The following is a 25,010-nucleotide window of genomic DNA, read 5'->3' on the forward strand; positions in this document are numbered from 1 at the left end:
TAGGGAGTGCCTGAAAAAAACGTTTAGTCAATCTTCATATCATCATAGGGAGACACCTGATCCAGCCGCACCGTATGCGGACCGATGGTCAGCTGCTGTGCGCCTACCTTGACATCACCATCACCCAATACGCCGTGGTCGAACTTATAAACCGGGCTGATGGTGCCAGCAATCATACCGTCATCATAGGCCTGCTGTCGCTCCCGCACGCGCTCGTTGGCCTGCTCCCATTTTTTCCACGCCTGCCCGGAATACCGAGTCTGCAACATCCGCTGGGTTGCCAGGGGGCTCATCAGACTCGCCGAGGCATTGTTGCCGCCAAAACCTTTGGAATTAATAATCGCGTATTTCTGCTCCGCGGTGTCCACCTCGCGGTGTTCAGTACTAAAAGCCAGATGATCCTGCCGCACGTCTGCCGCGATCGCATCAATCGTGGTGATGCCAGGCAGAATACCGTGGTGCCAGATGCCCAGCGTAGTGCTGATTTGATCACCCGCTGCTGATCCGATCGAATGCCCCAAATAACACTTCGCAGCAATCACCGGCCATTCATCTATGCCGAACGCCTGCGCTGTGCGGCTGAGGATTTCGGCCTCGGAGACACGGTTCTGCGGTGTGCCGGTCCCGTGTGCCTGCACCAGCCCGCCCCGTCGTAGTGCCTTGTCTCCAATGATCGCCCGAGCCGCTGCCACCGCCTTGGCCACAGTAATGTAGTTACCCACACCCGGACCGGAAATCGATTTCTTGTGTCCGTCGGCATTAACAAACACATCGATGGCCGCACCGAAAACAGTGGCCCCCAACTCCATGGCGAGTTCGTCATCAAATAACACGACCATCTGTGAAGACTCGGCAATGGTGAACCCACAGTTTTCGGCAAAAGGTCGACAGGCTCGCCGAAAATCACATGCCTCTCCAAGCTGCAGGCCATCTAGATTGCGCAGACCTTTTTCTGTTGCCAGAGCACCCATGGCGGAATAGCCCTCCAGAATTTCCGGCGTGATTGGCGCCTCTGCTGCACCCACAAAAACCACCCGCGCTCGGCCGTTGCGAATGTCGTCAATACCGTGCCGCAGGTTGTACAGGAATGAAGCACACGCACCCAGGCTGGCGCCAGTTGACCCGAGACTGCCCAACACATAGGCGTTAATAAAATCCGCAGGCATCTCGGCAAAGCTTAGTGGGCAGTACTTTGACGTCACACGCTGGCCGTTATACCGCGATTTGATCATCCCACCCGCGCCCGCACCGTCTAGCTGTCCCATAGCACTGCCGGCATAAACACTGATCTGGTCCGGCGCGACTCGACTGCTGATCGTCTCCCAGTCCAATCCGATACTGCCCAACGCGTCAGAAGCCGCATAGACCGTCATCTGGAGTCCCCGCGGATGGTTACGCGAAGGATAGAGCGTTCCAGGCTCGAAACCGCTAGGCAGCTGGCCCGCCGATTTCACATCAAACTCACGGTAAGTCGGCAGCAGGAAGTCCTGTTGGCCAACGATCTGCACATTGACATGCGTGACAGAGGTACCCTTTACCACCCAATGGGGCGGAATGACATCAGGCAGATACTTACGCTCAAGATCAAAACTTGCAGGCTGACTATCGCCGTCGGTAGGCAGGCGCTGATTCCAACGCACGGCGTCGACATCAAAGTGGCTGGCTTCAATGCGCCGCACCAACGTGTGGTCGAGGATAAACTGTTGATGCGACTCGCCGCCCTCCAGACCCATCAGTGTTGCCAGGGAATCCAGCGTGCGACTTTGCTGTGTCGCTGAAAGCGCCGAGTGGGTCATACGGGCATAGGCGTGGTGCCCTGAGGCTCTTCCCGCAGCGTTGATGCCGCCAAAACCTACAATCACCGGTAAACGCTGTATGGACATCTATGACTGACTTCCCACTCAAAAAGGAGCTAACAGTTTACGTAGACCACTTCGCTTTAACCATGCCTTTAAAGACACTTTTTGTGGTATTTTAGACACCACTCCCTTGTCGAGACGTAGGATAAATGCGCTATGTACACAGCAGCGGCAGCTCTTTACCCCCAGGCTCTTGCGACCAGCATCGCACTGCCGATGGAAATCCTGCAGGCAGCTAGTCAGATGGCGAGTGTCACGGAACATGGCGTATCGCAGGTGCGCTTCCTATTAGCCGGGCAGGCCTGCCAGCCGATGACACTGAGCAGCGGCATCACACTGCAACCTGATACTGCCTTTAGCGATCTTCCTCCTCTAGACCTGTTATTGCTGCCCGCAATCTGGCGTAATCCACTGCCGGCTGTAAGGGGTGCCAGAGACTGGCTAGGTCTGTTGCGTGAAGAGGCGGCTAAAGGAACGCGCATCTGCAGTGTCGGAACAGGAAGCTATCTGCTGGCAGAAGCGGGTCTATTGAACGGCAGGCCGGCAACGACACATTGGAACTACTTCGAACAGTTCAGCCGACGATACCCCGCAGTGGAGCTAAAGAGTCGCCACTTGATCACCCAGAGTGACAATATATACTGCGTGGGCAGCGTCAACTCCATTGCCGACCTGATGGTGCATATCGTAGAGGATTGGTTTGGCAGTCCCATCGCCCGTGCCATCGAGAACCAATTCTCGCCGGAAATTCGTCGCAGCTTTCGTGCTGCGGCCTACCAGAATGAAGCAGACAGTTCGCACCACGACGAAGACGTTGCACAGGCGCAACAGTGGCTGCAGTCGCATCTCTGTTCTCCCGTATCCATGGAACTGCTGGCGAACCACCTACAGCTAAGCCCCCGAACGCTGAACCGACGCTTCAAACGCGCAACCGGCATGACGCCTCTATCTTACCTACAGAGCCTGCGAATGGCCTCAGCTAAAGATCTGCTGCGCCACAGCAATCTGACCGTGGGCGATATCGCTTGGCAGCAAGGCCTACAGGACGTGAGTTATTTTTCCCAGTTGTTTCGCAAGCACTGTGGCATGAGCCCGCTCAAATATCGCGAAGCCGTGCGCGGTAAGCTGTTTAACCCGGAAGTGAACGACCGGTCTTGAGAAAAGTCTGCGTATATGGCTCAATAAGCGCCCTTTTGCGACTGTGGCTAAGACAACCCGCAGTCCTGACTGTCGTCATTAACCTGATGTAAATCATCTCAACGACAATCGGCACACACGCCGACTCCAATCCTGCGCGGTTGGATCCGCGCCACGCCCAATGGAGGCAGTAACATGGCACTGAGTAGCGTTCCGGACATTCTCGACGATATACGCGCCGGAAAGATGGTCATTCTGATGGACGATGAAGACCGGGAAAATGAGGGCGACCTCATTATCGCTGCAGAATCGGTCACCCCCGAAGTGATAACCTTCTTTTCAAGTGAAGCCTGCGGGCTGATCTGCATGCCAATCACGGTAGAACGTGCACGGCAACTGCAGCTTCCACTGATGGTCAGGGACAACCGCTCTCAGCACGAAACCAACTTCACCGTCTCTATCGATGCAGCCGAACGCAAAGGACCTGGCATAAGCTCTATTCAACGCGCCCACACTGTTCTGCAGGCGGTCGCGCCCAATGCAACATCAACCGACATTGCGCAACCCGGTCATATCTTCCCTTTGGTTGCCAAGCCCGGCGGTGTGCTGCGACGAGCAGGACACACTGAGGCCGGTGTTGACCTAGCCCGTATGGCAGGGTTCGAACCCGCAGCGCTCATCGTTGAAATCATGAACGAAGACGGCACCATGGCGCGACGTCCCGAGCTGGAGGTGTTTGCACTCAAACACGATTTGCGTATGGGCACTATCGCAGATCTGATTCAATACCGTGCTATGCACGAACAATCCATTGAATTACGCGATCAAAAAACGGTGATGACAGAATTCGGTGAATTCGAGTTACACACTTTTCTTGATCTCATCGATGACACCGTGCACTACGCGCTCACCCACGGAAAAATTAATGAAGACACAGAAACGCTGGTGCGTGTGCAAACCATCAACACGCTCCGCGACGTGCTCAGTACGCGCATTGAAGGGGCAGGCCTTGGATGGTCCTACCGCCGCGCCATGGAATGTATCGCCGCGGAAGGTAACGGTGCAGTGGTGCTCATAGGGCAGAATATTACTGGTCAGCAACAACTTGTAGACGTGCTGCAGTTTCCTCAGACGTCCAGTGTTACCGATCACAGCGGATCCACGGGCGTACAAAACTACCGCCTCATCGGCACTGGCTCACAAATCCTCAAGCGCCTTGGTATTGAGAAAATGCGTCTGATGTCGGCACCAGTACATTTTAATGCACTTTCCGGTTTCAATCTGGAAATCACGGAGTTTGTGCAACCCTAATACCACCGACCCTGCCCTTGACACCTAAACGCTAGAGGGCACCTCTGCACACACTCGCCAGAGAGCGCCCCGATCGTCTACTGAGGGGCGAATTCCAATACCTGCTGGAAAGTGGGTCGTTGGGTGCCTCGCATGGTGTTGGGAATTAATCCTGGGGTAAAACTGATTGTGGTCGCCTCCGGAAGCCACGTATTGGGGTCGTTGTTGCCAAACTCGATTGCCAGCTCCAGGCTCACAAGCTCGACAATCAGCCACAGAGATTCCCGACACGTATCAAGGTCACCGCCGCCGCAGTAAAGAAGATTGAATTGCCCGGGCGGTTCTTTCCCCAATAACGTGCTTAGGTCTGTCTGCATAAAACTGCTGCCGTTATTCCCACCGAGCCTTCGAATCCTATTGAGAGATCCGGTGAGATCGCCAAAGACCGGACGCATAACTTCGGTCGCAAGGGGCTGCCACAGTGCTTGCATAATGGCGTAACCCGCGTCGTCGTTGAAGCCGTCATCGTCTGCGTCTAATCGCGGCGCGTCATCTGCAACCCATGCATCAAGCAAGGCAACAACCTCCTCTGCCAATTGACTGGGGGCTTCTGAACCACCCAGCACTTCACTGACCACGGGCCATGCGGGTGAGCGCTCATCTTCAGTCGCAGACCGGTTCATAATCCCGACCACCCCGGCGAGGTCGACTCGATCTGGCCACTGGTCGAACAGTTGAACCCGGTGTATTGAGCCATAGGGCGTGCCATCACCGTGCATAAACCCGGGCGCCGACTGGTTATTCCAGTTCAATAGCCGCTCCGATGGACCGCCAATCGACTGGGGATGCGCGGCCTGACCGAGGAAACCCTGCCATTCATAGTCGCCGTTGCCGTTCGTCGGTAGAACCCGATCCAAACCAGGCGCTCGCTCCGGGAGGAACCCCGATGAAAAGAAGGCCGTATTGCTGCGCGACACATAGCCCCAGTTAAACGTAAAACCGAATTTATTAGCCGATTTGTAAAACGCTTCCGGGGTAGATGCGTCACCCTCAGTCATATCCTTCAGTCCCGCTAAGTTTAGGGCATCACGTCCAAACGTCGAACGCTTGCGTGTAAGCGCAATGGGCTTGCCGTTGACGGTTGCGGTTCCAAGCATTGGTCCGTGAACGGATACCGGATATATGACAGGGTCTCCGTTCAGGGTGCCTGCGTCAAATATTTCGAACGCAATGCATTGACCCTTAAATTCGTAGTGCCGCGACTCACGAGTGGGCTCACTGCCATTGGGGTTGCACAGGACTTCGGCAAAAACATCACGCACGTCATGACTGGCCGACGTCAGGCTCCACGCGTAATTCGGCGTTCGCCCGAGGAGCAGATACATGCCAAGCCCGGGCACTGCCGCACCCTGCGCCTCGATACCGGGAGCACTTAAATGAATCTGCATAACAATCTCAGGGTAGTAGTAGCCGAGCTGTGGACCCATCACAGCAAGGTTTGAACCACTCGCTGAGACTGAGCCGTCTGCAATCAGAAAGTTGGACGCCTCGCGGTCTAATGGCGTATCGGTAGCGGGGACTAACGCCCCACTCGCGGCGGTGGACAGACTCCCTGAGTCGCCGGCTGGTACAACGCAATCCAGATTGACAATTGAGCCCTCATCAATAGTGACAGAGCCGGTTACTTCACCGCCCGTGAAACGGCCATAGTCAAAAGGCGTATCGATCGTTGTGGGCGCGGCACCCTGATTGATCAACATCACATCATCAAAGGCCAACTGCCCCTGACCGTCACCGAGGCCATTGATCAACTGTGATCGAAATTCTGAATTAGACGGCTCACTACCGCCACCGGCACCAAAAATTGATCCGATGAACGCTGTGACTGCAAACACATCAGCAGCCGCGTATGGCTCTTCAGGCGCACCACCATTGACGACATGATAAGCGTTCATGCCATCAGCGTAGGCCTGTGCCTCATCAATGATCTGTTGCCCCTCCTCGCCGAAAACCTCGCGCAGAAGGTCGGCCTGATCCGTAACCAATTTTTCAGTAGCAGCACTGGGTATGAAGCTTTGTCCGCTAGTCACAAGGCTAAAGGCATTAATACACGGCACATCAGCTACGGCGGCCCGCGCTGGACCACGGCCCAGCGATATCAGGAGCTCCCGGTCGCGAACGGTGACCCAGCCAGCGCCAAAGGCCATATCTTCGCGTGTCTCACCGGTAATATGGGCTATGCCGAACTCGTCGTAAATAATAGTCGTGCCCGGACGCCCCGTAGGCACTTCGAAGGTTTCCCCAATTGGCTGAAAGTCCTCGGGCAAAAACAGCTGTTCGATATCTTCGTCAGTCACATTGCCGCGCAGCGGCGTCAGAGCGTCGTACAGCGGCAGTTGATCGAGCGAATTTTGCGTCGTGGGCAGGCCGCCATAGTTACCTGGCGGCAGAATATAGTAAGCGCGGTCTTCAGCGGGCGGACCTGACGGCGAGTCGTTACTACCGGTACCATCGGAGCAGCCGACAGCGATAAGCGAGGCCATAACCACGAAGGCGGGCACGACTCTGCGGGATATTTTTGTCGCTCTAAAAAGAGATCTAGTCACCGTACTTACTCCTGCCGTATACATTATTAGTGTTAATCTTCCAACTTAAAAAATATCGCTACCGAGCTAAAGTGCCGACCCATCGAGCTCAAAAAATACCGGAAGTGGCTGAAGCTGGAACGGCTAAAAGCCACTACTATAAACTAAAATCTCGATGATTCAATACAACCTATAAGTCACGAAAATTGGGCGTGCGCTTTTCAATAAACGCTGTAATTGCCTCGATATTTTCGGGTGAACCCGCCTGTCGCGCCATGCCGGCCTGCTCGGCATTGATCGCTGCATCAATGGCATCGAGATGATGCAGGCGCAGAGAGCGCTTGATTTCGCGCAGCGCATTCACCGGCCATTGGGCAATTTCCTGCGCTTTAGACATCGCGTGGTCAAATAAATCGGCATCGGGCAGCACATCGGCAGCGATACCCACGTTAAGCGCCTTGTCCGCATTGACCCATTCGGCGGTATAAAATAATTCTGCGGCCCGCTGTGCGCCAATGTTAGCCTGCAACATATAGCTGCTGCCCCACTCCGGCACTAAACCAAGGTTGGCGAAGGGCAGTCGCAGACGCAAGCTTTCCCCGACATAGACAATATCCGCATGAAACAGCACCGTGGCGCCGCCACCGATAGCCACGCCTTTAGCCGCGGCCACAATGGGCTTATCAAACTCGACTACCGCCCGCGCTGCAGACTCAAAAGGGTGCTCTTCTCCCTCCGCCACTTCCCCAAAGCTGGACAGATCGACGCCTGAGCAGAAATGATCGCCGGCACCGCATAGCAATACAGAGACCACATCGTCATCCGCCGCAGCCGCTCTAAAGGTTTCTCTGATCTCAATCCACATCTGTGTGTTAATCGCGTTCTTTTTCTCTGGGCGGTTCAAGGTCACAACCAGAACGCCATCGCGGTTATCAGTGAGTACTAAATCAGTCATGCGAATACCTATTTACATCAAGAATGGAAGGCCACTGCATCGTTAAGCCCAGCGCGGTCAGTCACGCAAGCATTGGCCGGGGCATCAGGGTCTGGATAGCCAAAAGACAACCCGAACACCAGTTTATTACTGGCCTCTATCCCCAACTGCTCGCGCACGAAGTCAGCTTGAAAACTGAGTGCAGTCTGAGGGCAGCTACCCAGGCCATGAGCCGTCAGAGTCAGCATCAACGTCTGGGCATACATACCGAGGTCAGCCGCTTCACGCAGGCCAAAAGGTTCAGGTAAAAACAAAAAGGCAACATGAGGCGCATCGAAAAACGTAAAGTTACGCATAAACTGCTTATTGCGGCCTTCCTTATCCTGACGGGTAATGCTGACTGAATCATACAACGACTGCGCCGCGCCGTACTGCCGCTCCTTATAAACGCCTGTATAAACACCGTCATAGGGAAAGTCCATACTGAATTCGCCCGCCATAAAACGTTCTGGCATGTCGGCTCGCAGCGCCTGCAATTTATCGCCCGACGCCACGTGGACCACCCAAGGCTGCGTATTGCAGTTACTGGGCGCACACTGGGCAACAGAAAATATCGTTGCCAGCGTATCGGCATCAACCGACCGGGGTAAAAACGCACGCAGTGAGTGGCGCGAAGCGACGATGTCGTCAAACGTGGTAGCTCGGTCGCTCATGATTCCTCTCGTATTCCTCCTCTCGACCGCCGCGACCGCCATGGCTCACACCGATCTGACTTGCTATGGCGTAGTAGAGAAATATCTCTACTACCTATCAAATAACCTACTCGCCGGTAAACTTGGCCTTGCGCTTTTCCTTGAAGGCTTTCATTCCTTCCCTCGCATCGGCCGAGGCAAAAACCGGATTAGCCAGCTCGTCAGAAGCCAGCATAGCGTCCTCTTCCGACATGCACTCTTGATGCTCGCGCAGTGACCGGGTGACGGCGCGCACAGCGAGGGGACCATTCGCGCAAATCTTAGCGGCATATTCCTTAGCCACTTCTAATGTTTTTCCCGCCGGCACGATCTTGTTGATCAAACCAAAATCCAGCGCCTGCTGCGCGGTAATATGGTCACCACACAATAGTATTTCTGCAGCCAGACAGTAGGGAATCTGGCGGCGAAGGCGAATGGTAGAACCGGACATGGGGTACAGTCCACGTGCGACCTCGGTGACGCCAAAAATAGAGTTCTCCGCACCAATACGGATGTCCGTACCCTGTAAAATTTCGGTGCCACCCGCCAACGCATAACCTTCCACGGCGAGGATCAAGGGCTTATTCGGCCTATTGTCACGTAACAAGGCCTGCCAGTGTATGTTCGGCACAGTCCCCATCAGCTCCATAAATTCCTCTGTGGAGCGGTGCTCACCGTCTGCCCCTGCCTTGAGATCCATGCCGGCACAAAAAGTATCGCCATTGGCGGTAAGGATCGCACACATCAGTGAGTCGTCCTCCTCCAGCAGGCGCCAGGCTTTGTACATGCCCAATAACATTTCGGGGCTGAAGGCGTTCTTGGCCTCGGGGCGGTTCAACGTGACGATCAGGACACTGCCTTCTTGCTCCACGATGCAGTTTTTAGTGCTGATATCGAGTTCTGCCATGTGTTTGCCTACTGTTAAGGATTAAATACGTTAGTTCTATTCGTTTGGGAAAATCTGTACGCCAAAATCAGACGGGACACCGCTACCGCTTTTCACCCGTCTCGGCGCAGCAGCGATTACACCACCTTAAATTCACCCGACAAAGCAATTTCCTTCGCCTTCGGATAAGCCGGCTTGCCACTGGGCGCACGCGGAATTTCTGTCACGATATGCAGTTCACGCGGCACTTTGTAACCGGCCACATGTTTACGCGTCTCTTCCTGAATGGAATCGAGGCTCACGCGACAATGATTGCGGGTGGCGATCACTGCTGTGACTTTGCTGCCGAAGCGATCATCCGGCGTATCCACCACCAAGCAGTCGAATACATCCGGGTGTGCCTTTATGGCCTCTTCCACTTCTTCAGGGAAAATCTTCTCACCACCGGAATTAATACAATTGGAGCCGCGCCCGTAGACCGTTATCGAACCGTCGTCTTCAAGCCGTGCTTCATCACCCGTTAATAGCCAAATTTTGCCGTCGATGTTCACAAATGTCTTAGCGGTTTTCACCGGGTCATTGTAGTAACCCACCGGGATAAAACCGGAACGAGCAAAGATCCCCGTCTCACCTGGCTTTACAGCAGCATGAGGCTTACCTTCTTCATCGGTAATCACATCCATAAAGTCGGACTGGACCACGTTGCCCAACCCTTTTGTCTCTGATTTTTTCTCACCGCTATCAAAGCCCATATTGCCGGCCTCTGACGAACCGAATGAGTTCATGATCATAACGTTCGGAAAACGTTGCTTGAACTCTTCCTGTTTGGAGGCAGAAAATACTGCGCCACCGGAACCCACACTGAACAGGCTGCTGAGGTCCCAACGGTCAGGATGCTCGCGCAAAGCATCCAGTAACGGGATCCCCATCGCATCCCCAACGATGGACAGAGAGTTCACTTTCTCTTGCTCCACGATGTCCCACACCTGACTGCCGTCGAGTGAACGATGGGGATTGAGTACCACGCAGTTACCACCCAGCATCTGGATGATGGCATACCACCAGCAAGCGCCGTGCATGAGTGGCGCAAGCGCCATACCAACGATGGCAAAATCACCGACGCGCCCGGCGATCTGGTCCGGCTCCGTAATCGCACCATCGGGATGAAACCAACCACCGCCACCCAATGCGGCATAAAACAAGTTCTTGTGTGGCCACATGACGCCCTTAGGCATGCCCGTAGTGCCGCCTGTATAGAGCAAAAACATGTCATCGTCGGCTCGCTCATCAAAATCACGTGCAGCGGACTGCCCTTCCATCGACGCTTCGTATTCAATGCTGCCGATCAATGCCGGGTCGCAACCTGACTCATCCATGACACAAATAAATGTCTTCAGATCAACCGCCGAAGCACGCACCTCATCGATGTGCGGAATGAACTCCTGATTATGAATGCACGCCACCATATCCGCATTATCAAATATATACAGCAGCTCTTCTTGCACATAACGATAGTTGACATTGATCGGCACCGCGCGGATTTTGAAGCAGGCTAGCATCCCCTCGAGGTATTCATTGCAGTTGTATAAGTAGAGCCCAACATGATCACCTGGCCCGACCCCTTCAGACGCAAGATAGTGCGCTAACTTGTTCGCTCGCTGATCCAGCTCTTTGAAGGTAGCACGCTGATCGCCACACACCAGAGCGCTACGAGCTGGCACCTTGTCAGCCACTAATTCATACAGATCCGCAATATTATAATGCATCGCCATAGTCATGTTTCCCCTGTGTCTCTTACGGTTTCTCGGAACCTACAACCCACATAGCATAGAACTGCGCACCACCACCATACGCGTGACCCAGTGCGAGTTTTGCTCCTTCGACCTGATGATCCCCGGCATCTCCGCGCACCTGTCGTGCCGCTTCGGCGAAACGGATCATGCCAGATGCGCCGATCGCATTGGACGACAATACACCTCCGGAACAGTTCCAAGGTATGTCGCCACCTTCATCCAGTGACGTCGCGCCTTCCATAGTCAACTTCCAGCCTTCGCCTTCAGGCGCAAAACCAAGGTTCTCCAACCACATAGGCTCATACCAGCTAAACGGCACGTAAACTTCGGCACAATCAAGATCTTTACGCGGATTGGTAATGCCTGCTTGCTGATAGACATCCGCTGCGCAGTCGCGGCCAGCCTGAGGGTTAACCTCATCACGACCCGCATACATAGTCGGCTCTGACCGCATGGCAACACCACGAATCCAGGCAGGCTTCTTGGACGCTTTGTCTGCCAGCTCTTCGTTCGCAATAATCATCGCACATGCACCGTCAGATGACGGACATGCCTCGAGAAAACGAATTGGATCCCACAGCATAAAAGACTCTTCCACTTCCTGCATGGTGATATCCGGCTTCTGCAAATGGGCCAGCGGGTTACGCGCACCGTGCAGACGGTCTTTTACTGCAACCTTGATGCCCACGTCATATGGGGCGTTTGAACGACGCATATATTCTCGAATAATAGGCGCAAAATAACCGCCTGCGCCCGCATTAAGATGGGTAGAAAATGGTTGCGGGTTAGACAGCGCCCACATCGCGTTGGACTCAGATTGTTTCTCGAACGACACTGTCAGGACACGCTTGAACATACCGCTCTGCACATGAGATGCCGCCACTAGCGCAGTTGACCCTCCCACGGAACCGGCTGTGTGTACCCGCAACATCGGCTTACCGTTACAGCCCAATGCATCGGTTAGATAGGTCTCTGGCATAATAACGCCTTCGAACATATCAGGGGCCTTACCAAGAATCACTGCATCAATATCGTCCCATGTGAGGTCCGCATCCTGCAGAGCGTTTACCGCTGCTTCACGCACCAAACCGGCAATCGAAACATCCAAACGCTTGGTCATGTATTTGGTCTGGCCAATGCCGACCACCGCTGCCAAATTAGCCATTACGCTTTCTCCAATACGGTTACCAGGTTGTGCTGCAGACAAGGGCCCGACGTTGCGTGAGCAATACCGCGCTGCACCTCACCACTGACAATACGGTTAAACACCTCGCCGATCCGCGACAGGCCAGACGCCATCATCATATTTCCGGCCAGCACACCGCCACTCGGGTTGATACTGGTTTCGTCTGAGAGGCCAAGCGCACGCCGAAGGATAATTTCCTGGTGGCTAAAGGGCGCATAGAGCTCCGCAACCTCTACCGGGCCTGCGCCCATACCGGCGCGTTTTGCTGCGGTGCGGGTAGACACTGAATCAGTGAGGTCACGCATCCCGAGGTTGTGCGTTTCAATACAGTGATCAATGCCACTGATAATCGCGTACGGCAGACCCCATTCCTTTGCCTTCTCGACAGTCGCGATGATCATCGCACTGGCGCCGTCTGATACCGGGCAGATATCCGCCTTGCGCAGCGGTGACAGATACATTTCCTGTGCCAGCACATCATCGGGTGCAACGTCGCCAGCGAGTTGTGCGTGCGGATTATTCCTAGCGTTGCGGCGCGACCGAGATACCACTTCAGCCATATCACGTTCCGTAATCAAACCCTGATCCAACATCAGGCGTGCCTGCAGTGCAGCCAGCGAAATGCTGTCGACCCAAAGGGGCGCAAGGTAATAAGGGTCGAGCTGCTGAGACATGACAATAGGCAGTTCACCCGGTGAAGACTTGCCGAAGCCATAAATCAGCGCAGAGTCAGCATGACCCATCCGAATTTTCAGTATCGATTCATACAGCGCCCATGCCGCATCCATCTCAACATGCGACTCCTTGATCGGAGGCACAGCACCCAGAGCATCAACACCGGCCACAAAGGCAAAGGCTGCACCCTGCAGATAGTCGCAACTGCCGGAACAGACGAAACCCACGTCCTGAGCATTGTTGATACCCACTTGCTGAAAGACACGGCTCAGCACAGGCATAATCATCTCAACTTCGTTCACCGCTCCAGCATCAGACACGCTGTTAGACTGCTGGAAACCCACTATTGCAATTTCTTTCATAGGTTAGCCCTCCAGACCGGTTACAGGTAGTTTACCGATCTGATCCACCGGCACATTGGGCTCATCGATCGGCCTGTAATATCGGATATTGTCCATAGCAAAACCCCATTCCTCTTTCGGCTTCCACACCGCTTCCACGCGCGCTCCGATATGAACATCCTCATTGACGCACTCACTCATCAGGTGAATGAAGGAAACATTGGCGCCATCCGGTACCACGTTGGCAATAATATAGGGCGGCTGAATCGGGTTATTGGGGATAGGGATATAGACAATGGTGAATGATTGTACCGTCGCTTTATTGGACAGCACGACCTCTTCTTCAGTGGCCACGCCGCAACCCCCGCAAGAGCCTCTCGGGGGCACATAGACCGCAGAGCACTTGGGACAGCGCTGACCTGTCAACACGCCCTTTTTGATCTGCGCGAGAAAACGCGCCGGCGCCGCGCCCGCCGTAAAATTATACTTCAGATAGACCGGCGCTTTTACGACGGTCACTACTTCCTGTTCTTCACTCATAACGTGCTCTCCTAAACCAGTTCGAAGCAGCGAATATCGGTAATGTAGCCGATCGTTTCATCGGCCCAGACCGCCTGCACCCGAGCACCCGTGGCGACAGCATCTTCGCTTATAGCAGCCACGCAGTGGATCATAGGCACGTCAGCGCCGTCGAGTTTGATCATCGCCCAAGCGAAGGGCACATCCATGGGATGAGCTTCGCGAGGCTCCTTAACCCAGGCAAAACTGACGATCTCCCCCTGCTGGCCAACCTCGACGAACTCACTGAGCGCTTCCGCGGTATTGGGGTCGTACTCCATGGGCGGCACCACGACCCTGCCATCACTGGCCTTGATGCCAACGATGTTGCGGTTTCTGAGCTCAGTCAGGAAGCGGCCAATTACCGGACCGGTGGAACGCGTATAGGTATACCCAAGCTCAAACGCCTGGTTGAGAACTTCTGGTTGCGACACAGTCACAGCCCTCCTTGGTGGGAATGAATTCAGGTCAAGTAGTATCAGTGAGCGCCCGTTGCTTCTCAATGACGCAAAGGATCATGTGAACATGACATTTCAGATCATCGGATCACTTTCCGCGTGATAAGGTTGCTTTACGTATACCAGCGGAAGCAAAATACGAGTACTCGTTGTCCCAACAATAGGAAATCGTCGATAATGGCGACAGCAACGCCACCTAACAGAGATAAACCAGGAGCAACACTATGTCAGTCTCAGCAGCAGGATATTTGAGAATTGCATCAACAGACACTGCAGCATGGATGGACTTCGGCACCACGGTACTGGGGCTAATGGACGCGCAGATTGCGGACGACGCCGGCGCCCAATTTCTGCGCATGGACGACCACCCCTTTCGTTTCATGATTGAGTCGAGCGAGACTGATCAACTGATCGCCACTGGCTTGGAATACCCATCCGAAGCGGCGTGGCAAACTACGCTTGATGAACTCACTGGCGCGGGCCATGCCGTTGTATTGGGCTCTGCCGAGGAGGCTCAGCGTCGTTATGTGACCGCATTCGCTACCGTTCAGGATCCTGCTGACAATACGTTAGAACTTTACTGGGGCCGAAAGCTGGACTACGTCCCGCTGGTTTCTCCCGCCGGCGTCTCTGGCTTTGTGACCACCTACCAGCAGACAGGCGATATGGGCTTCGGCCACTGCGTACTTCCCGCCCCGGATATTGAGGCGACCACAGCGTTTTACACGCGGTTTATTGGCACCGGCCTTACCGATACGCTGTATCCGCCTGGAATGGACGGACTGAAAATCAACTTTATGCACGCCAACAACCCGCGCCAACATTCCGTTGCCCTGCTCAATGGTCCGCATCCTCTGGGCGTCGTGCACATCATGGTGGAGGCAGAGACTATGGATGAGGTAGGCCGTGCCATGGACCGCGCAAAAAAAGCAGGTTGCCACTTTCTGGCAACGCTGGGTCGCCATGTTAACGACAATATGTGTTCTGTCTACATTCTCGCACCCGGCGGTATCGCGGTAGAGTATGGCTACGATGGTCTTCTGATCGACTGGGAGAACTATGTGCCTACCGTCAGTATCGAAGGCGACCTGTGGGGCCACGAATACCGCTTTCCGGGCATGGATGACTAGTCCGTTTCAATAGAGGTTGCGCAGCTATGCCAAACACGATCAAGTGTCCTCGCCTATATGCGGATGCGGAGGGCGAAAGTCACTTCGAAGACATTGAGTTCGATATGACGTCGATACAATTCGCTCCTCCCGCCCCGGCTTTGGATGTTTCAGCGCCAATTGAGGCGACAAACGTTTCGTGGATGCGCTTCCCAGAAGACTGGCGCAGTGGTATGCATGTGTCTCCTCGCAGACAGTTGTTCGTTGTGTTAGCGGGAGAAATCGAAATTTGGACAAGCACTGGACATACCAGAACCTTCAAGATTGGTGATCACTTGCTGGGGGAAGACACCACTGGGAAAGGACATGGAGCCCGGCCTCTCAATGGCGATGTTTTGGCGGTTATGATTTCTTTAGAGTAGGTGTCCCTCCCCAAGTCACCGATAACGTCGTTGCGTCACGCCAGCCCTTTTATTTGCCCTGTACTTAGACCGATGGCATGACGATTTATTGTGCCAACATGACGCGCAGAATTCGATGGTCAGCATCCAGAGCATCTGCTCGTCAGTGCTGCCCCAGATAACGATTGAGAATTTCCTTCCACTGGCTGTCACTGGTATACGCCAGCAGGGTCTGGTTGAGTTTTTCCTCATGAACAAAACTGGACTTCATACCAAAAGCATAATACTCCATTTGGATAGACTGCCGCAGGATTTCGATCCCCGGCGCAGCATCCTTCAACAGGTAACGCAGCAGCGCTTCGTCGTAGATCAGCGCCTCCGCGTCACCCTCCCTTAGCAGCATCAGCCCCTCAGCGGCCGTGGTGACCAACTGCATGCGAATACCATTCTTGCGCAGATATTGCTCACCCGTAGAACCGCTCACGGCAACGGACCTGACCTGGTTTAGATCCTGAACGCTACGCACCGTCGTATTCAGCTGGTTAACAGTCAGCGATGCTGCAATGCTGGCGGTCAGACCGGCAATCATGATGATGCTGGCAAACATCCAGATTGTGGCCAGCAATCGGCCGATAAAGGTCGCCGGGGCCTTGTCGCCGTAGCCTACCGTCGTCATAGTCACTAGCGACCACCAGAAACCGCTGCCGATGCCTTGCATAACGGAACCACCGAATTCCTGAGGATTGCGCTTACGCTCGACTAGCCATAACAAGCCACCCACTGCCACCAATAACAGTAGCAGCACAGCAACTGTTCTCAGAAACGCTGGCGATAACAGTTCCTTCAGCACACCCCGCCAGTTGCTATATTGCGCCGGGGTAGCGATGGCAAGATGCGTAGCATAAAACGGAGCACTAAAATCCATTACCGCTTCCCGTTCTCGCGTCATCGATAGCGCTCCGAGCGCGACATCGATACTGCCCGTTTCTAAGGCTTTGATCTGGGCGCGGGAACTATCCATGACCACCCATTCGGTTTGCCATCCCAAATCCACCGCGATACGCTGCCATAGTTCCACTGAAATTCCGGTCCAGCCATCTTGCACGTCTGGCATGGCAAATGGCGGCACCGCCTTGATGCCAACGCGCAGTGTTTCCGCCGGTGCCAGCACGGACCAGAACAGTAATAGCAGTGCAAGATAGACGCGTATTCCCATAACCATTCTCCTAGGCGGATCGTTAACCGCCAAACACCTTAAATATCATAATGCCGATCGAGACATCTATACCATTAGATCCATCGCCGGAACGCAACAGCCTGATGCCTGGGCCAAGCGATAACCCATTGCTGTAATCACGCTCGGCAGACAGCTCAAGTGCATAAAGACCATCTTCATCGATGGTGATATCCGCAAACACCGCCAGCGTAGCATTGACGATGCGTTTGGCGCCGATGACGCCAGAAAAATCGACCGAAGAGAAGTCGCTACCGTCTTCCGACACGGCGAGCGAGTTCAGATAAACCGCACCCCACCCAGTGGATTTAGCAACGATACCGATCAGTGAAATTTCAGTATTTGCATTGGAGTCATCATAGGGCACCTGCACCTCAACGACGGTTGACAAGGTCGGCAATGAACCATCATCAATCAGCCACCGCTGCTGCCAGCTTGCCGCGACCGATTTCTCGACGTCAATCTCGCCATCAAATGCTTTGACGACTGGCGCGAAAAATTCAAATTGCGCCTGGCACCAGAACCCGGATGATGCCGGCACTGCGCTCATGCTTAATTGGTTTACAAACTTCTCTTCTTCAAAATTATAAGACGGCACTACGGTCAATTGTGGCAAAAGCGGCGTTCCCGGCTGCCCGTCTATCAATGAATTAAAACCGACGATACCCTGCTGCGCTGCCACGCCCTGTCCTGGGCAGGCATCAGCGGCATATGCGACCGGAAAAGCAGCAGAAGCAGCAAAGAAAAGGCTAACAGCGACTCCATAATGAATCAGAAATCTCAGTCCCGATGTCACAGTACAGACTCTAGTGGTTGTCGTTGAGTCTGAATGGGGAATGGCATGCAGACAGTCTTTTTTACTGGGGACGAATTTTTTAATTCGCATCACTCCCTACGTTCATCTTTTCATACCACAAACATAGATTGCCATGCATAAACAACAGTATGTCAGACGAGGCGCTTGATGGCCAATAGACGATGACGGCGTGCGCGCATTGGGCAGAACAGAGATTGAGAACTCTCTCTCATACGCTCTGCTAACCAGGATGAAAACACTTAGACTTAGTGACGCGACCACTAGACAGCAGCGCGAATGGCATCTACCGAACCCAAGGTTTCCATAGCCGCATGCAGGCGGTCCAGCGACGCCAGCATATAATTGACCGGCTGCCACGCATCGCCCATCGCTAGAGTCACTGCCGACCCAACCCAGACATACGCCGCATGCCACTGATATTGTTGCCAAAGTTGCTGCGCAGACGGCGCTGGCGCACCGAGTGCTAGCAGTTGCTCTCGGTAGTAATGAAGCATGCCCGACCCCCAAGCTTGCTGATCTGCTGGAGCCAATACGCCGGCCAGAAAATAACTGACATCGCGCATAGCCGGAGCCTTTGCTACCAGCGCCCAATCGAGAAAGCCCGGACCATCCGCGTCGAAGAATAGGTTGCCGTCATGCACATCACCATGAATCAACGTTGGCTCTCCGCGATTCCACAGCCGATGAATATCATCAGTCCGGTCCAGATACAGCTCACCCATCTCCCGAAAGACCGATGGCATGCTAGAGGCATGCATCTTTAAAGCCTTATCGATAAGAGGCAGCGCAATCTCATGCTGCACCGGAGACTGCACCCAGGCGAGGTCAGAATCAAAACGTGGCGAAGCCCAATAAGCTGAATGGAAGCGTGCGAACGCTGCCAGCACTTCCCGAACGTAGTTTTCGGAATAGCGTGTTCTCGCGTTTCTGAAGGTACAGCCGCTGTCCTCCAGGTGCTCTAATAGCATAATATACTCTTCACCCGCATCGTCGCTGGCGGCAAAGTAACAGTGCGGCACGCGTACCGGAATCTCCCCGGAGAGGGTTGCGTAAAAACGAGTCTCGCGCCGGCCCATGCCGCTTGATGTCACAAAGGCTCGCTGCAACTCATCTGCAGGGGGCAGTTTCACAAACAACCGGGACGGAAGATCCAGCGATTTTTCATATTCCAGTGCCAGCACTGCACGACCGGTGGTGCCGGTGTGGGTATCTATCACACTATAACCGGAGACAGGAGCCCCCAACGCAGAAGAAAGCCACTCACACGATAAATCGTTTACGTTTTTCGGTGTCAGCAAAATGACACTCCTCTTACTGTGCCCAACGGTGAAAGATGCAGTAAAAAAACAGGCATTTCTTAGCGTACCTCAACCGTTACGGGTATCCAACGATTGAGAATATAGCGCAGGCTTCCACTGCCTTTCATTGTCTGCAGGGCGGCATTCAGCGATTGTGCTAAACGCTCATCGTCTTTGCGCACAGCCCACGCTAACTGTTCGTTGGTCAGTGGTGAATACAGACTGAGTAGGTCCTCATTATCTTGCGACGTTGCAAGCTGCCAACTGGTCGGGGCATCGTGAACATAGAGATCAATATCATCATTGCGGAGGCCGTCAAAGGCGGCAGATGGAGTGCTGAAGTAGCTGATCTGAGCTTCCTCGAGTTCAATCTTGGCAAATTCTGCGCCAGTAGTGCCTGGCTCTACACCCACACGCACCCCCTTTCGGTAGATCGACCAGGGCTGAGAAAACTGTCCCGCGTTATCCATCAGCATTATAGCCATCTGCCCAACCTCCATATAAGAGTCGGTGAAGATAACCTGCTCGCCACGCGCAGACGTTACGCTCATACCAGACATTATCACGTCAATTTCGCCCGCCTGCAGAGCTGGAATCAACTTTTCAAAGGGCATTTCCACCATGGTCATTTTTCGGCCAAGAATCGCGCCTACGGCCGTGGCATTATCGGCTTCAATACCAACGATGCGCCCTTCCTGTTTGTAGGCCAATGGCGGATAATCTGTCGAGATACCGACCTTGAGTCCCTCGGCAGCGACACCTAGGGAAGCGAAAAAGAACACTATTAGGAGCAAGGCGTTACGCAACATGGAATTCTCTCTTTAGTAGTCGGAACCGATAATCCGTTGAATGCGTTAATGTAACATTGCCCAATACTCCGATGGAAGTCATCAGGAAAGCAGCCACCATGCAACTCACATTCCATCAAAAGACAGCACTGGTAACCGGTGCAGACCGCAACACTGGGGCTGTAATTGCCCGCACGCTTTCAACTAATGGTGTCACCGTCATTGTCCACAGCAATCATTGTGACGGTAGCGCTGCCAAGGCTGCAAAGACCTTGGAAAATAGTTTTTGGGTAGAAGGTGATATTGCCACTGAAGCCGGGTGTCAGGCAGTGCTGGAACAGTTGCAATCGCAGGCACTCAGCGTCGACATATTAGTGAACAACTACGGCACCGCCGCTTTCGCGAAGTGGGATTCTGCAAGCACTGAAGACTGGTTGGACATGTACCAGAAGAATGTCCTGTCCGTGGCCCGATTGGTGCAGGGTATCGTGCCGCAAATGAAACAACGTGCCTGGGGGCGGATCGTTAACCTCGGCACGATAGGCTCGCATCGACCTGGCAAAATTATGCCTCATTACTATGCCTCCAAGGGTGCACTGGCCAATCTCGGAGTCAGCCTGACACAGGAGTTGGCAGGCACGGGAATCACCGTCAACACGGTCTCTCCTGGCCTGATTCACACGCCAGAGTTGGAGGCAGGCTACCGCGTGAGAGCGCGCAAAAAAGGCTGGGGTGACGACTGGGAAGATATCCTGGCCCACATTGTCTCAGAGGAATTCCCCAATCCCTGTGGGCGCCTCGCCAGTCGTGAGGAAGTCGCTGACCTAGTGGCCTTTCTGTGCAGCGACAACGCCGGGTTTATCAACGGCCAAAACATACGCATCGATGGAGGTGCTGTCTCTTACGTATAATAGTGACTCTAATGACTCTACAATACTTGACGCTGTATAGCGCATTTGCCATGATCACAATGCTTCAATACTTCACCGACCCTCTACAATCACAAAGGATTAACACTATGAAGACATTAATAAGATTAACTATGGCGTTCGTACTGTTCAGCCTAGCAAGCCTCACAGCACAGGCAGACTCGTACTCTGACGCTATAGAAACCTTTAGAAACGCCGGAGAAAGCGCTACCTTTTTTGATAAGAGCGTCGGTTACGCAGTCTTTCCTACCATTGGCAAAGGTGGCATCGGCATTGGCGGGGCTTTCGGTGAAGGCAAAGTCTACCGGGATGGTGTCGCCATTGGCACTTCTAATATGACTCAAGTGACCATTGGATTTCAGCTTGGTGGGCAAGCTTTTAGCCAAATTATCTTTTTTGAAAATGAGAATGCACTGATCAACTTCATCGCGGGAAACTTTGAATTTAGCGCAGATGCTAGTGCCGTAGCGATCACAGCGGCCGCCTCGGCGGGCGCCAACACTGGCGGTGGTGCTTCAACCGGTCTTAGCGGTGGCAAGAATGATGCCGATACAACGTCACTGGGGGGATACCACAAGGGTATGGCTATCTTCACTATCGCCAAGGGTGGCCTGATGTATCAAGCGACACTGGGTGGTCAAAAGTATAGCTATACTGCTCTGTAAGTACTAAAAAGCTTTTTCACAGGCCGCAACGGTAACGTTGCGGCCTTTTTTATACCGTCGATCCAGCTTTTCGGCCTACCAAGTCTCGCCGAAAGGTCGAATGACAACGTCAAAGGTCACAGCGGGCCGCATGTGCCAGCACCAGCAAGATCACAAAGTTCGTCCGTCATAGACGCTCCACTGTGCCTTTATCGCCATCCAGCCGAATGCGATCTCCCGTGTTAAAAAAGCGTGTCCCCTCACGGGAATTGACGATGCACGGTAGCCCATACTCTCTGGCTATCACGGCCCCATGAGAAACCGAACTTCCAAGATCCGTCACCAGACCCCCTATCAAACTAAAGTAGGGTGTCCAGCCGATATCGGTTATCGGTGTAATCAGAATTTCTCCCGGCTGCAATTTAGCCGCGTCAGCCAAGGTTATCGCTACGCGCGCAATGCCCTCGACAATACCGCGCGAGGCTGGACGACCCTGTAATACACCGTCAGTAATCGTTGACGCACGCGCCTCCATTGGCTGTGGCAAACCGACCGAAATTTCCGGGAATTCGAATTGTTGCTGGTAGATTAGCGCCTCTCGACGCGCAATGGCACGGTCTACTGCCGCAGAATCAGGGCGTAAAACAAAGCCGGGCAATTCCTTCACGCTAAAAAAATTGACCAAGTCTGCGTCGGGCAGCATGCCCTCTTCTTGCAACAGTTTCCCGAGATGGCGAAAACCGGACTTGAACCGGTGAGCAACCTCTACCAATTGAGACTTGGTATGCTCCCGCCGGCGAATGGCATTATGTGCTTTGGGCAACACCCAACGAAGGCCGCGACTCAAACTGGAAAAATCAATATTCGCACTGAGTAGGGGCTTTCGTCCTCCGGTTACAAAACGGGCATGTACGGACGCTTGCATACTTTGGATAAGTGGCGAGGGATCATCGCGCCATGCTGGATCACGCATACACAGTTCACGATATCCTCGATGTCCATTGTCGGACAGAAAAGTCGCGAATATCGGTGCCAATGCCGGTTCGTTACGCAACCATAACAGCGCATCGTCGACCGTCGCCTGCTGAAAAGCCCGCTGCGCAGATGGATGCTCCACTACACGATCGATGAGACTGTCCAATTTCTCCAGCATCACGGCACTCTCTACCCCGGTGGCACCGGCCAGCAAACGTATCGCCTCACCCTGCTCTTCACTGGTGCTATTATTGGATTTACTAGAAACCATATTCTCCACGATGGTGCACAGAAAGCCCGATAATGCAGAGGACTGGATATGCACCGCCATAGCGTGGTCAAAGAAAGCAGATTTTTTCTCAAGCTCCCTCCACATAGCTTTACTGTCGGTTTCATTGTGGATGACAAATACGTTAAGTTCGTCACCAAATCGGTCAACGACTGCAGGAGCACGCAGGCAATAGGCCAGCAGTTTGCCCGTATTGATCACCCGACGCAAAAAAGGCTGTGGTGGGAATGGCTTGAGTTCTGGAATGATGCGTCCGCACAGAGCCTGGCCCGTTTGCTCCACAGTAGAACCCAGTACAGCGGAAGACATCACAACATTGCCTGACAGATTAAGAAGAAGATGCCCATAGGCCCAGGCGGTAATCTGCCAGTCTTTCTGGATACCCGACCTCGCGCCCACTGCGACCTGCATATGCTGCAAGCCGTAATCGATACCCCAGCCGGTGAAAGAGCCTGTCAAAGGACATACCGCACCGGGCATCATCTCACTCACGTTGCTAATCGTTAGCACATCATCCGGACGCGGCAACACGGTATCAAATTCGTTGAGATCTTCGGGCAAGGTGGTAATAGGCCTAGCCTGCAACCAATATAAGGTGCCATCCTGGTCTATTGCCCATTCCAAGTCCAAAGGCTGGCCTTCATGAGCCGCGGCCGCCCGGGCGCCCTTCGCTATCAACAGTATTTCTCCATCGCTAAGCAAGGGCTCAGCTGCCGTCAACTGTCGTCGCACGATGCTCCCACTGGTATGCACACCGTAGTGATCGGGGGTAGCCTCACCGCTTACAAGAGCCTCTCCCAGGCCCGCAACGGCATCAATCACCAACAGATCACGTCTAGCGCTTACTGGGTCTGCGGTAAATACAACACCGGCTGCTCTGGCGTTCACCATGGCCTGCACCACAACATTCATTGTGGCGGTGTCACTGCCAGTCTGGTCCTGCAGATAACTGCGAGCACGTTCATTTGAGACGGAAGCCACGCAGCGCTGGATGGCCTCGCGCAGCGCCTCCGGACCCCGCACATTCAACACGGTGTCGTACTGACCGGCAAACGATGCATCAGTGCCGTCTTCGCCCAGAGCCGATGAGCGCACAGCGACTGCCTCCTTGCCTAGATCGCGATAAGCTTGGTCTAGTCTGTCAGGAAAGGCGTCAGCACAAGCATTGCGCAGCACAAAGGCAGGCGGAACAGGCAAGCCCATGGCTAACAATCTCGCAAGCCCATAGGCCTTGCCGCCCGCACTGGCGTCAGTGATATCCGCCAGTGTACAAATTTCAGTCGTCACAATAGTTATGGCCTCATATTCCAAAGGTATAGTTTCAATAGAAAAAGGGGGAAGCTTCTCAGCCGCGTCCCATCAAAGCGGCTTCCGCCACTAATATTTGATTGACAACCGGATGAGATTTTACTCTCTCTACAAAGTCACAGAAAACAGGCCAGCGTGCGCTATCAATTTCGTAGCCCGCATAGCCAGCATTCACAAAAGGACTCATCAGACTGATATCTGCGATCATAAAATCGCCAAAAATGAAGCCTTCTGCCGGCACTTGAGCCTCGAGGTAATCAAGAATTGGCGGCAGCTGCTTTTCGATAATTTTTTTAACTAATTCCTCGTCAGCCTCCTGCTTGAGCACCATCGGACGCATAAAGCGCTGGAAAAAAATTCCCGCTGCCAGTTCCGCCACTCGGGTACCTCCTAACTCCTCATACCAGCGAGCCCTTGCCTTATCAACGGCATTATCAGGATATAAAGCTGGCCGAGGATAAGCGTCCTCGAGATACTCACAAATAACCGTTGAATCACAAATGGTCAGCTCTCCGTCCTGCAGTGTCGGTATCTTTTCCAACGGATTGATATTCCGATACACCGGATCCTTAGTGAACGGGATTTGCTGAATTTGCTCGAAAGGCAGCTCCTTGAGTGCCAATGCAACCAACACTTTGCGCACAAACGGCGACGCGGACGCGCCGTGCAAAATAATCATAGGACTCCTCCGTCTTCCAAAGGGTCCACCCACCGTGACACGGCTCGCCCAATACCATCTGGCGCAATGTGCTTGCCCTGCACCTGCTGGAACTGCTTTTCATATC

The 25,010-nt window shown here is 53.8% G+C and carries 22 protein-coding genes; 6 read left to right on the forward strand and 16 right to left on the reverse strand.

Annotated elements, in window-relative coordinates:
* Positions 1-23: 23 nt before the first annotated feature.
* On the reverse strand, positions 24-1,883 hold the full coding sequence (locus ABXT62_RS10640; protein ID WP_415355258.1) for a beta-ketoacyl synthase: 1,860 nt from the start codon (positions 1,881-1,883) through the stop codon (positions 24-26).
* A 132-nt stretch (positions 1,884-2,015) separates the two neighbouring features.
* Here ABXT62_RS10640 and ABXT62_RS10645 point away from each other — a divergent pair, with 132 nt between their 5' ends.
* The gene (locus ABXT62_RS10645; RefSeq protein ID WP_415355260.1) at positions 2,016-3,017 is read left to right on the forward strand and encodes a GlxA family transcriptional regulator; all 1,002 of its coding nucleotides are present in this window, start codon (positions 2,016-2,018) and stop codon (positions 3,015-3,017) included.
* A gap of 174 nt (positions 3,018-3,191) precedes the next feature.
* Positions 3,192-4,307 carry a 3,4-dihydroxy-2-butanone-4-phosphate synthase gene (ribB, locus tag ABXT62_RS10650; protein ID WP_415355262.1) on the forward strand — a complete coding sequence of 372 codons (1,116 nt, stop codon included), beginning with the start codon at positions 3,192-3,194 and terminating at the stop codon, positions 4,305-4,307.
* A gap of 77 nt (positions 4,308-4,384) precedes the next feature.
* Here ribB and ABXT62_RS10655 read toward each other — a convergent pair whose 3' ends face one another.
* From ABXT62_RS10655 to ABXT62_RS10695, 9 genes are all read right to left on the reverse strand, one after another.
* On the reverse strand, positions 4,385-6,892 hold the full coding sequence (locus tag ABXT62_RS10655; protein ID WP_415355264.1) for a penicillin acylase family protein: 2,508 nt from the start codon (positions 6,890-6,892) through the stop codon (positions 4,385-4,387).
* 169 nt (positions 6,893-7,061) lie between these two features.
* Positions 7,062-7,826: an enoyl-CoA hydratase-related protein gene (locus tag ABXT62_RS10660; protein WP_415355266.1), complete on the reverse strand. Its 765-nt coding sequence runs from the start codon at positions 7,824-7,826 to the stop codon at positions 7,062-7,064.
* A gap of 17 nt (positions 7,827-7,843) precedes the next feature.
* On the reverse strand, positions 7,844-8,518 hold the full coding sequence (locus tag ABXT62_RS10665) for a nitroreductase (protein WP_415355268.1): 675 nt from the start codon (positions 8,516-8,518) through the stop codon (positions 7,844-7,846).
* A gap of 106 nt (positions 8,519-8,624) precedes the next feature.
* Complete coding sequence (locus tag ABXT62_RS10670; protein WP_415355270.1) at positions 8,625-9,443, reverse strand: crotonase/enoyl-CoA hydratase family protein; 819 nt, start codon at positions 9,441-9,443, stop codon at positions 8,625-8,627.
* A 116-nt stretch (positions 9,444-9,559) separates the two neighbouring features.
* Positions 9,560-11,194 (reverse strand): acyl-CoA synthetase, encoded by a 1,635-nt coding sequence (locus ABXT62_RS10675; RefSeq protein ID WP_415355271.1) that lies wholly within the window; start codon positions 11,192-11,194, stop codon positions 9,560-9,562.
* Positions 11,195-11,216: 22 nt separating this feature from the next.
* On the reverse strand, positions 11,217-12,380 hold the full coding sequence (locus ABXT62_RS10680) for a thiolase domain-containing protein (RefSeq protein WP_415355272.1): 1,164 nt from the start codon (positions 12,378-12,380) through the stop codon (positions 11,217-11,219).
* On the reverse strand, positions 12,380-13,438 hold the full coding sequence (locus tag ABXT62_RS10685) for a thiolase domain-containing protein (RefSeq protein ID WP_415355273.1): 1,059 nt from the start codon (positions 13,436-13,438) through the stop codon (positions 12,380-12,382). The genes ABXT62_RS10680 and ABXT62_RS10685 overlap by 1 nt, the downstream gene beginning before the upstream one ends.
* A 3-nt stretch (positions 13,439-13,441) precedes the next feature.
* Positions 13,442-13,957 (reverse strand): Zn-ribbon domain-containing OB-fold protein, encoded by a 516-nt coding sequence (locus ABXT62_RS10690; protein ID WP_415355274.1) that lies wholly within the window; start codon positions 13,955-13,957, stop codon positions 13,442-13,444.
* Positions 13,958-13,968: 11 nt separating this feature from the next.
* A complete protein-coding gene (locus ABXT62_RS10695; RefSeq protein ID WP_415355275.1) occupies positions 13,969-14,409 on the reverse strand; it encodes a Zn-ribbon domain-containing OB-fold protein in 441 nt (146 codons plus the stop codon).
* Positions 14,410-14,657: 248 nt separating this feature from the next.
* On the opposite strand from ABXT62_RS10695, the gene ABXT62_RS10700 reads away from it, so the two are divergent.
* Positions 14,658-15,563 (forward strand): VOC family protein, encoded by a 906-nt coding sequence (locus ABXT62_RS10700; RefSeq protein ID WP_415355276.1) that lies wholly within the window; start codon positions 14,658-14,660, stop codon positions 15,561-15,563.
* Between the two features lie 26 nt (positions 15,564-15,589).
* Complete coding sequence (locus tag ABXT62_RS10705; RefSeq protein ID WP_415355277.1) at positions 15,590-15,964, forward strand: hypothetical protein; 375 nt, start codon at positions 15,590-15,592, stop codon at positions 15,962-15,964.
* Positions 15,965-16,106: 142 nt separating this feature from the next.
* Here the strand turns inward: ABXT62_RS10705 and ABXT62_RS10710 are convergent, their stop codons facing one another.
* The 4 genes from ABXT62_RS10710 to ABXT62_RS10725 all read right to left on the reverse strand — a co-directional run bounded on the left by ABXT62_RS10710 (position 16,107) and on the right by ABXT62_RS10725 (position 20,101).
* A complete protein-coding gene (locus tag ABXT62_RS10710; protein ID WP_415355278.1) occupies positions 16,107-17,159 on the reverse strand; it encodes a transporter substrate-binding domain-containing protein in 1,053 nt (350 codons plus the stop codon).
* 22 nt (positions 17,160-17,181) lie between these two features.
* Positions 17,182-17,859 (reverse strand): hypothetical protein, encoded by a 678-nt coding sequence (locus ABXT62_RS10715; protein ID WP_415355279.1) that lies wholly within the window; start codon positions 17,857-17,859, stop codon positions 17,182-17,184.
* Between the two features lie 395 nt (positions 17,860-18,254).
* Complete coding sequence (locus tag ABXT62_RS10720) at positions 18,255-19,292, reverse strand: phosphotransferase family protein (protein ID WP_415355280.1); 1,038 nt, start codon at positions 19,290-19,292, stop codon at positions 18,255-18,257.
* A 59-nt stretch (positions 19,293-19,351) separates the two neighbouring features.
* A complete protein-coding gene (locus ABXT62_RS10725; protein ID WP_415355281.1) occupies positions 19,352-20,101 on the reverse strand; it encodes a substrate-binding periplasmic protein in 750 nt (249 codons plus the stop codon).
* 98 nt (positions 20,102-20,199) lie between these two features.
* On the opposite strand from ABXT62_RS10725, the gene ABXT62_RS10730 reads away from it, so the two are divergent.
* Together ABXT62_RS10730 and ABXT62_RS10735 are read left to right on the forward strand one after the other, a co-directional pair.
* Positions 20,200-20,991: an SDR family NAD(P)-dependent oxidoreductase gene (locus tag ABXT62_RS10730; protein WP_415355282.1), complete on the forward strand. Its 792-nt coding sequence runs from the start codon at positions 20,200-20,202 to the stop codon at positions 20,989-20,991.
* 107 nt (positions 20,992-21,098) lie between these two features.
* On the forward strand, positions 21,099-21,674 hold the full coding sequence (locus ABXT62_RS10735; RefSeq protein WP_415355283.1) for a hypothetical protein: 576 nt from the start codon (positions 21,099-21,101) through the stop codon (positions 21,672-21,674).
* 166 nt (positions 21,675-21,840) lie between these two features.
* Here ABXT62_RS10735 and ABXT62_RS10740 read toward each other — a convergent pair whose 3' ends face one another.
* Together ABXT62_RS10740 and ABXT62_RS10745 are read right to left on the reverse strand one after the other, a co-directional pair.
* Entirely contained in the window at positions 21,841-24,204 is a 2,364-nt protein-coding gene (locus ABXT62_RS10740; protein WP_415355284.1) for a PEP/pyruvate-binding domain-containing protein, read from the reverse strand.
* A gap of 58 nt (positions 24,205-24,262) precedes the next feature.
* Positions 24,263-24,904 carry a glutathione S-transferase family protein gene (locus ABXT62_RS10745; protein ID WP_415355285.1) on the reverse strand — a complete coding sequence of 214 codons (642 nt, stop codon included), beginning with the start codon at positions 24,902-24,904 and terminating at the stop codon, positions 24,263-24,265.
* Positions 24,905-25,010 lie beyond the last annotated feature (106 nt).

This window comes from Halioglobus sp. Uisw_031 (assembly GCF_047729875.1).
GTDB lineage: Bacteria > Pseudomonadota > Gammaproteobacteria > Pseudomonadales > Halieaceae > Marimicrobium.

Bases quoted from the DNA above. Each gene is read 5' to 3' on its own strand.
- ABXT62_RS10640 (WP_415355258.1), bottom strand. From the start codon at position 1,883: ATGTCCATACAGCGTTTACCGGTGATTGTAGGTTTTGGCGGCATCAAC.
- ABXT62_RS10645 (WP_415355260.1), top strand. From the start codon at position 2,016: ATGTACACAGCAGCGGCAGCTCTTTACCCCCAGGCTCTTGCGACCAGC.
- ribB (WP_415355262.1), top strand. From the start codon at position 3,192: ATGGCACTGAGTAGCGTTCCGGACATTCTCGACGATATACGCGCCGGA.
- ABXT62_RS10660 (WP_415355266.1), bottom strand. From the start codon at position 7,826: ATGACTGATTTAGTACTCACTGATAACCGCGATGGCGTTCTGGTTGTG.
- ABXT62_RS10665 (WP_415355268.1), bottom strand. From the start codon at position 8,518: ATGAGCGACCGAGCTACCACGTTTGACGACATCGTCGCTTCGCGCCAC.
- ABXT62_RS10670 (WP_415355270.1), bottom strand. From the start codon at position 9,443: ATGGCAGAACTCGATATCAGCACTAAAAACTGCATCGTGGAGCAAGAA.
- ABXT62_RS10675 (WP_415355271.1), bottom strand. From the start codon at position 11,194: ATGGCGATGCATTATAATATTGCGGATCTGTATGAATTAGTGGCTGAC.
- ABXT62_RS10680 (WP_415355272.1), bottom strand. From the start codon at position 12,380: ATGGCTAATTTGGCAGCGGTGGTCGGCATTGGCCAGACCAAATACATG.
- ABXT62_RS10685 (WP_415355273.1), bottom strand. From the start codon at position 13,438: ATGAAAGAAATTGCAATAGTGGGTTTCCAGCAGTCTAACAGCGTGTCT.
- ABXT62_RS10690 (WP_415355274.1), bottom strand. From the start codon at position 13,957: ATGAGTGAAGAACAGGAAGTAGTGACCGTCGTAAAAGCGCCGGTCTAT.
- ABXT62_RS10700 (WP_415355276.1), top strand. From the start codon at position 14,658: ATGTCAGTCTCAGCAGCAGGATATTTGAGAATTGCATCAACAGACACT.
- ABXT62_RS10705 (WP_415355277.1), top strand. From the start codon at position 15,590: ATGCCAAACACGATCAAGTGTCCTCGCCTATATGCGGATGCGGAGGGC.
- ABXT62_RS10710 (WP_415355278.1), bottom strand. From the start codon at position 17,159: ATGGGAATACGCGTCTATCTTGCACTGCTATTACTGTTCTGGTCCGTG.
- ABXT62_RS10725 (WP_415355281.1), bottom strand. From the start codon at position 20,101: ATGTTGCGTAACGCCTTGCTCCTAATAGTGTTCTTTTTCGCTTCCCTA.
- ABXT62_RS10730 (WP_415355282.1), top strand. From the start codon at position 20,200: ATGCAACTCACATTCCATCAAAAGACAGCACTGGTAACCGGTGCAGAC.
- ABXT62_RS10735 (WP_415355283.1), top strand. From the start codon at position 21,099: ATGAAGACATTAATAAGATTAACTATGGCGTTCGTACTGTTCAGCCTA.
- ABXT62_RS10745 (WP_415355285.1), bottom strand. From the start codon at position 24,904: ATGATTATTTTGCACGGCGCGTCCGCGTCGCCGTTTGTGCGCAAAGTG.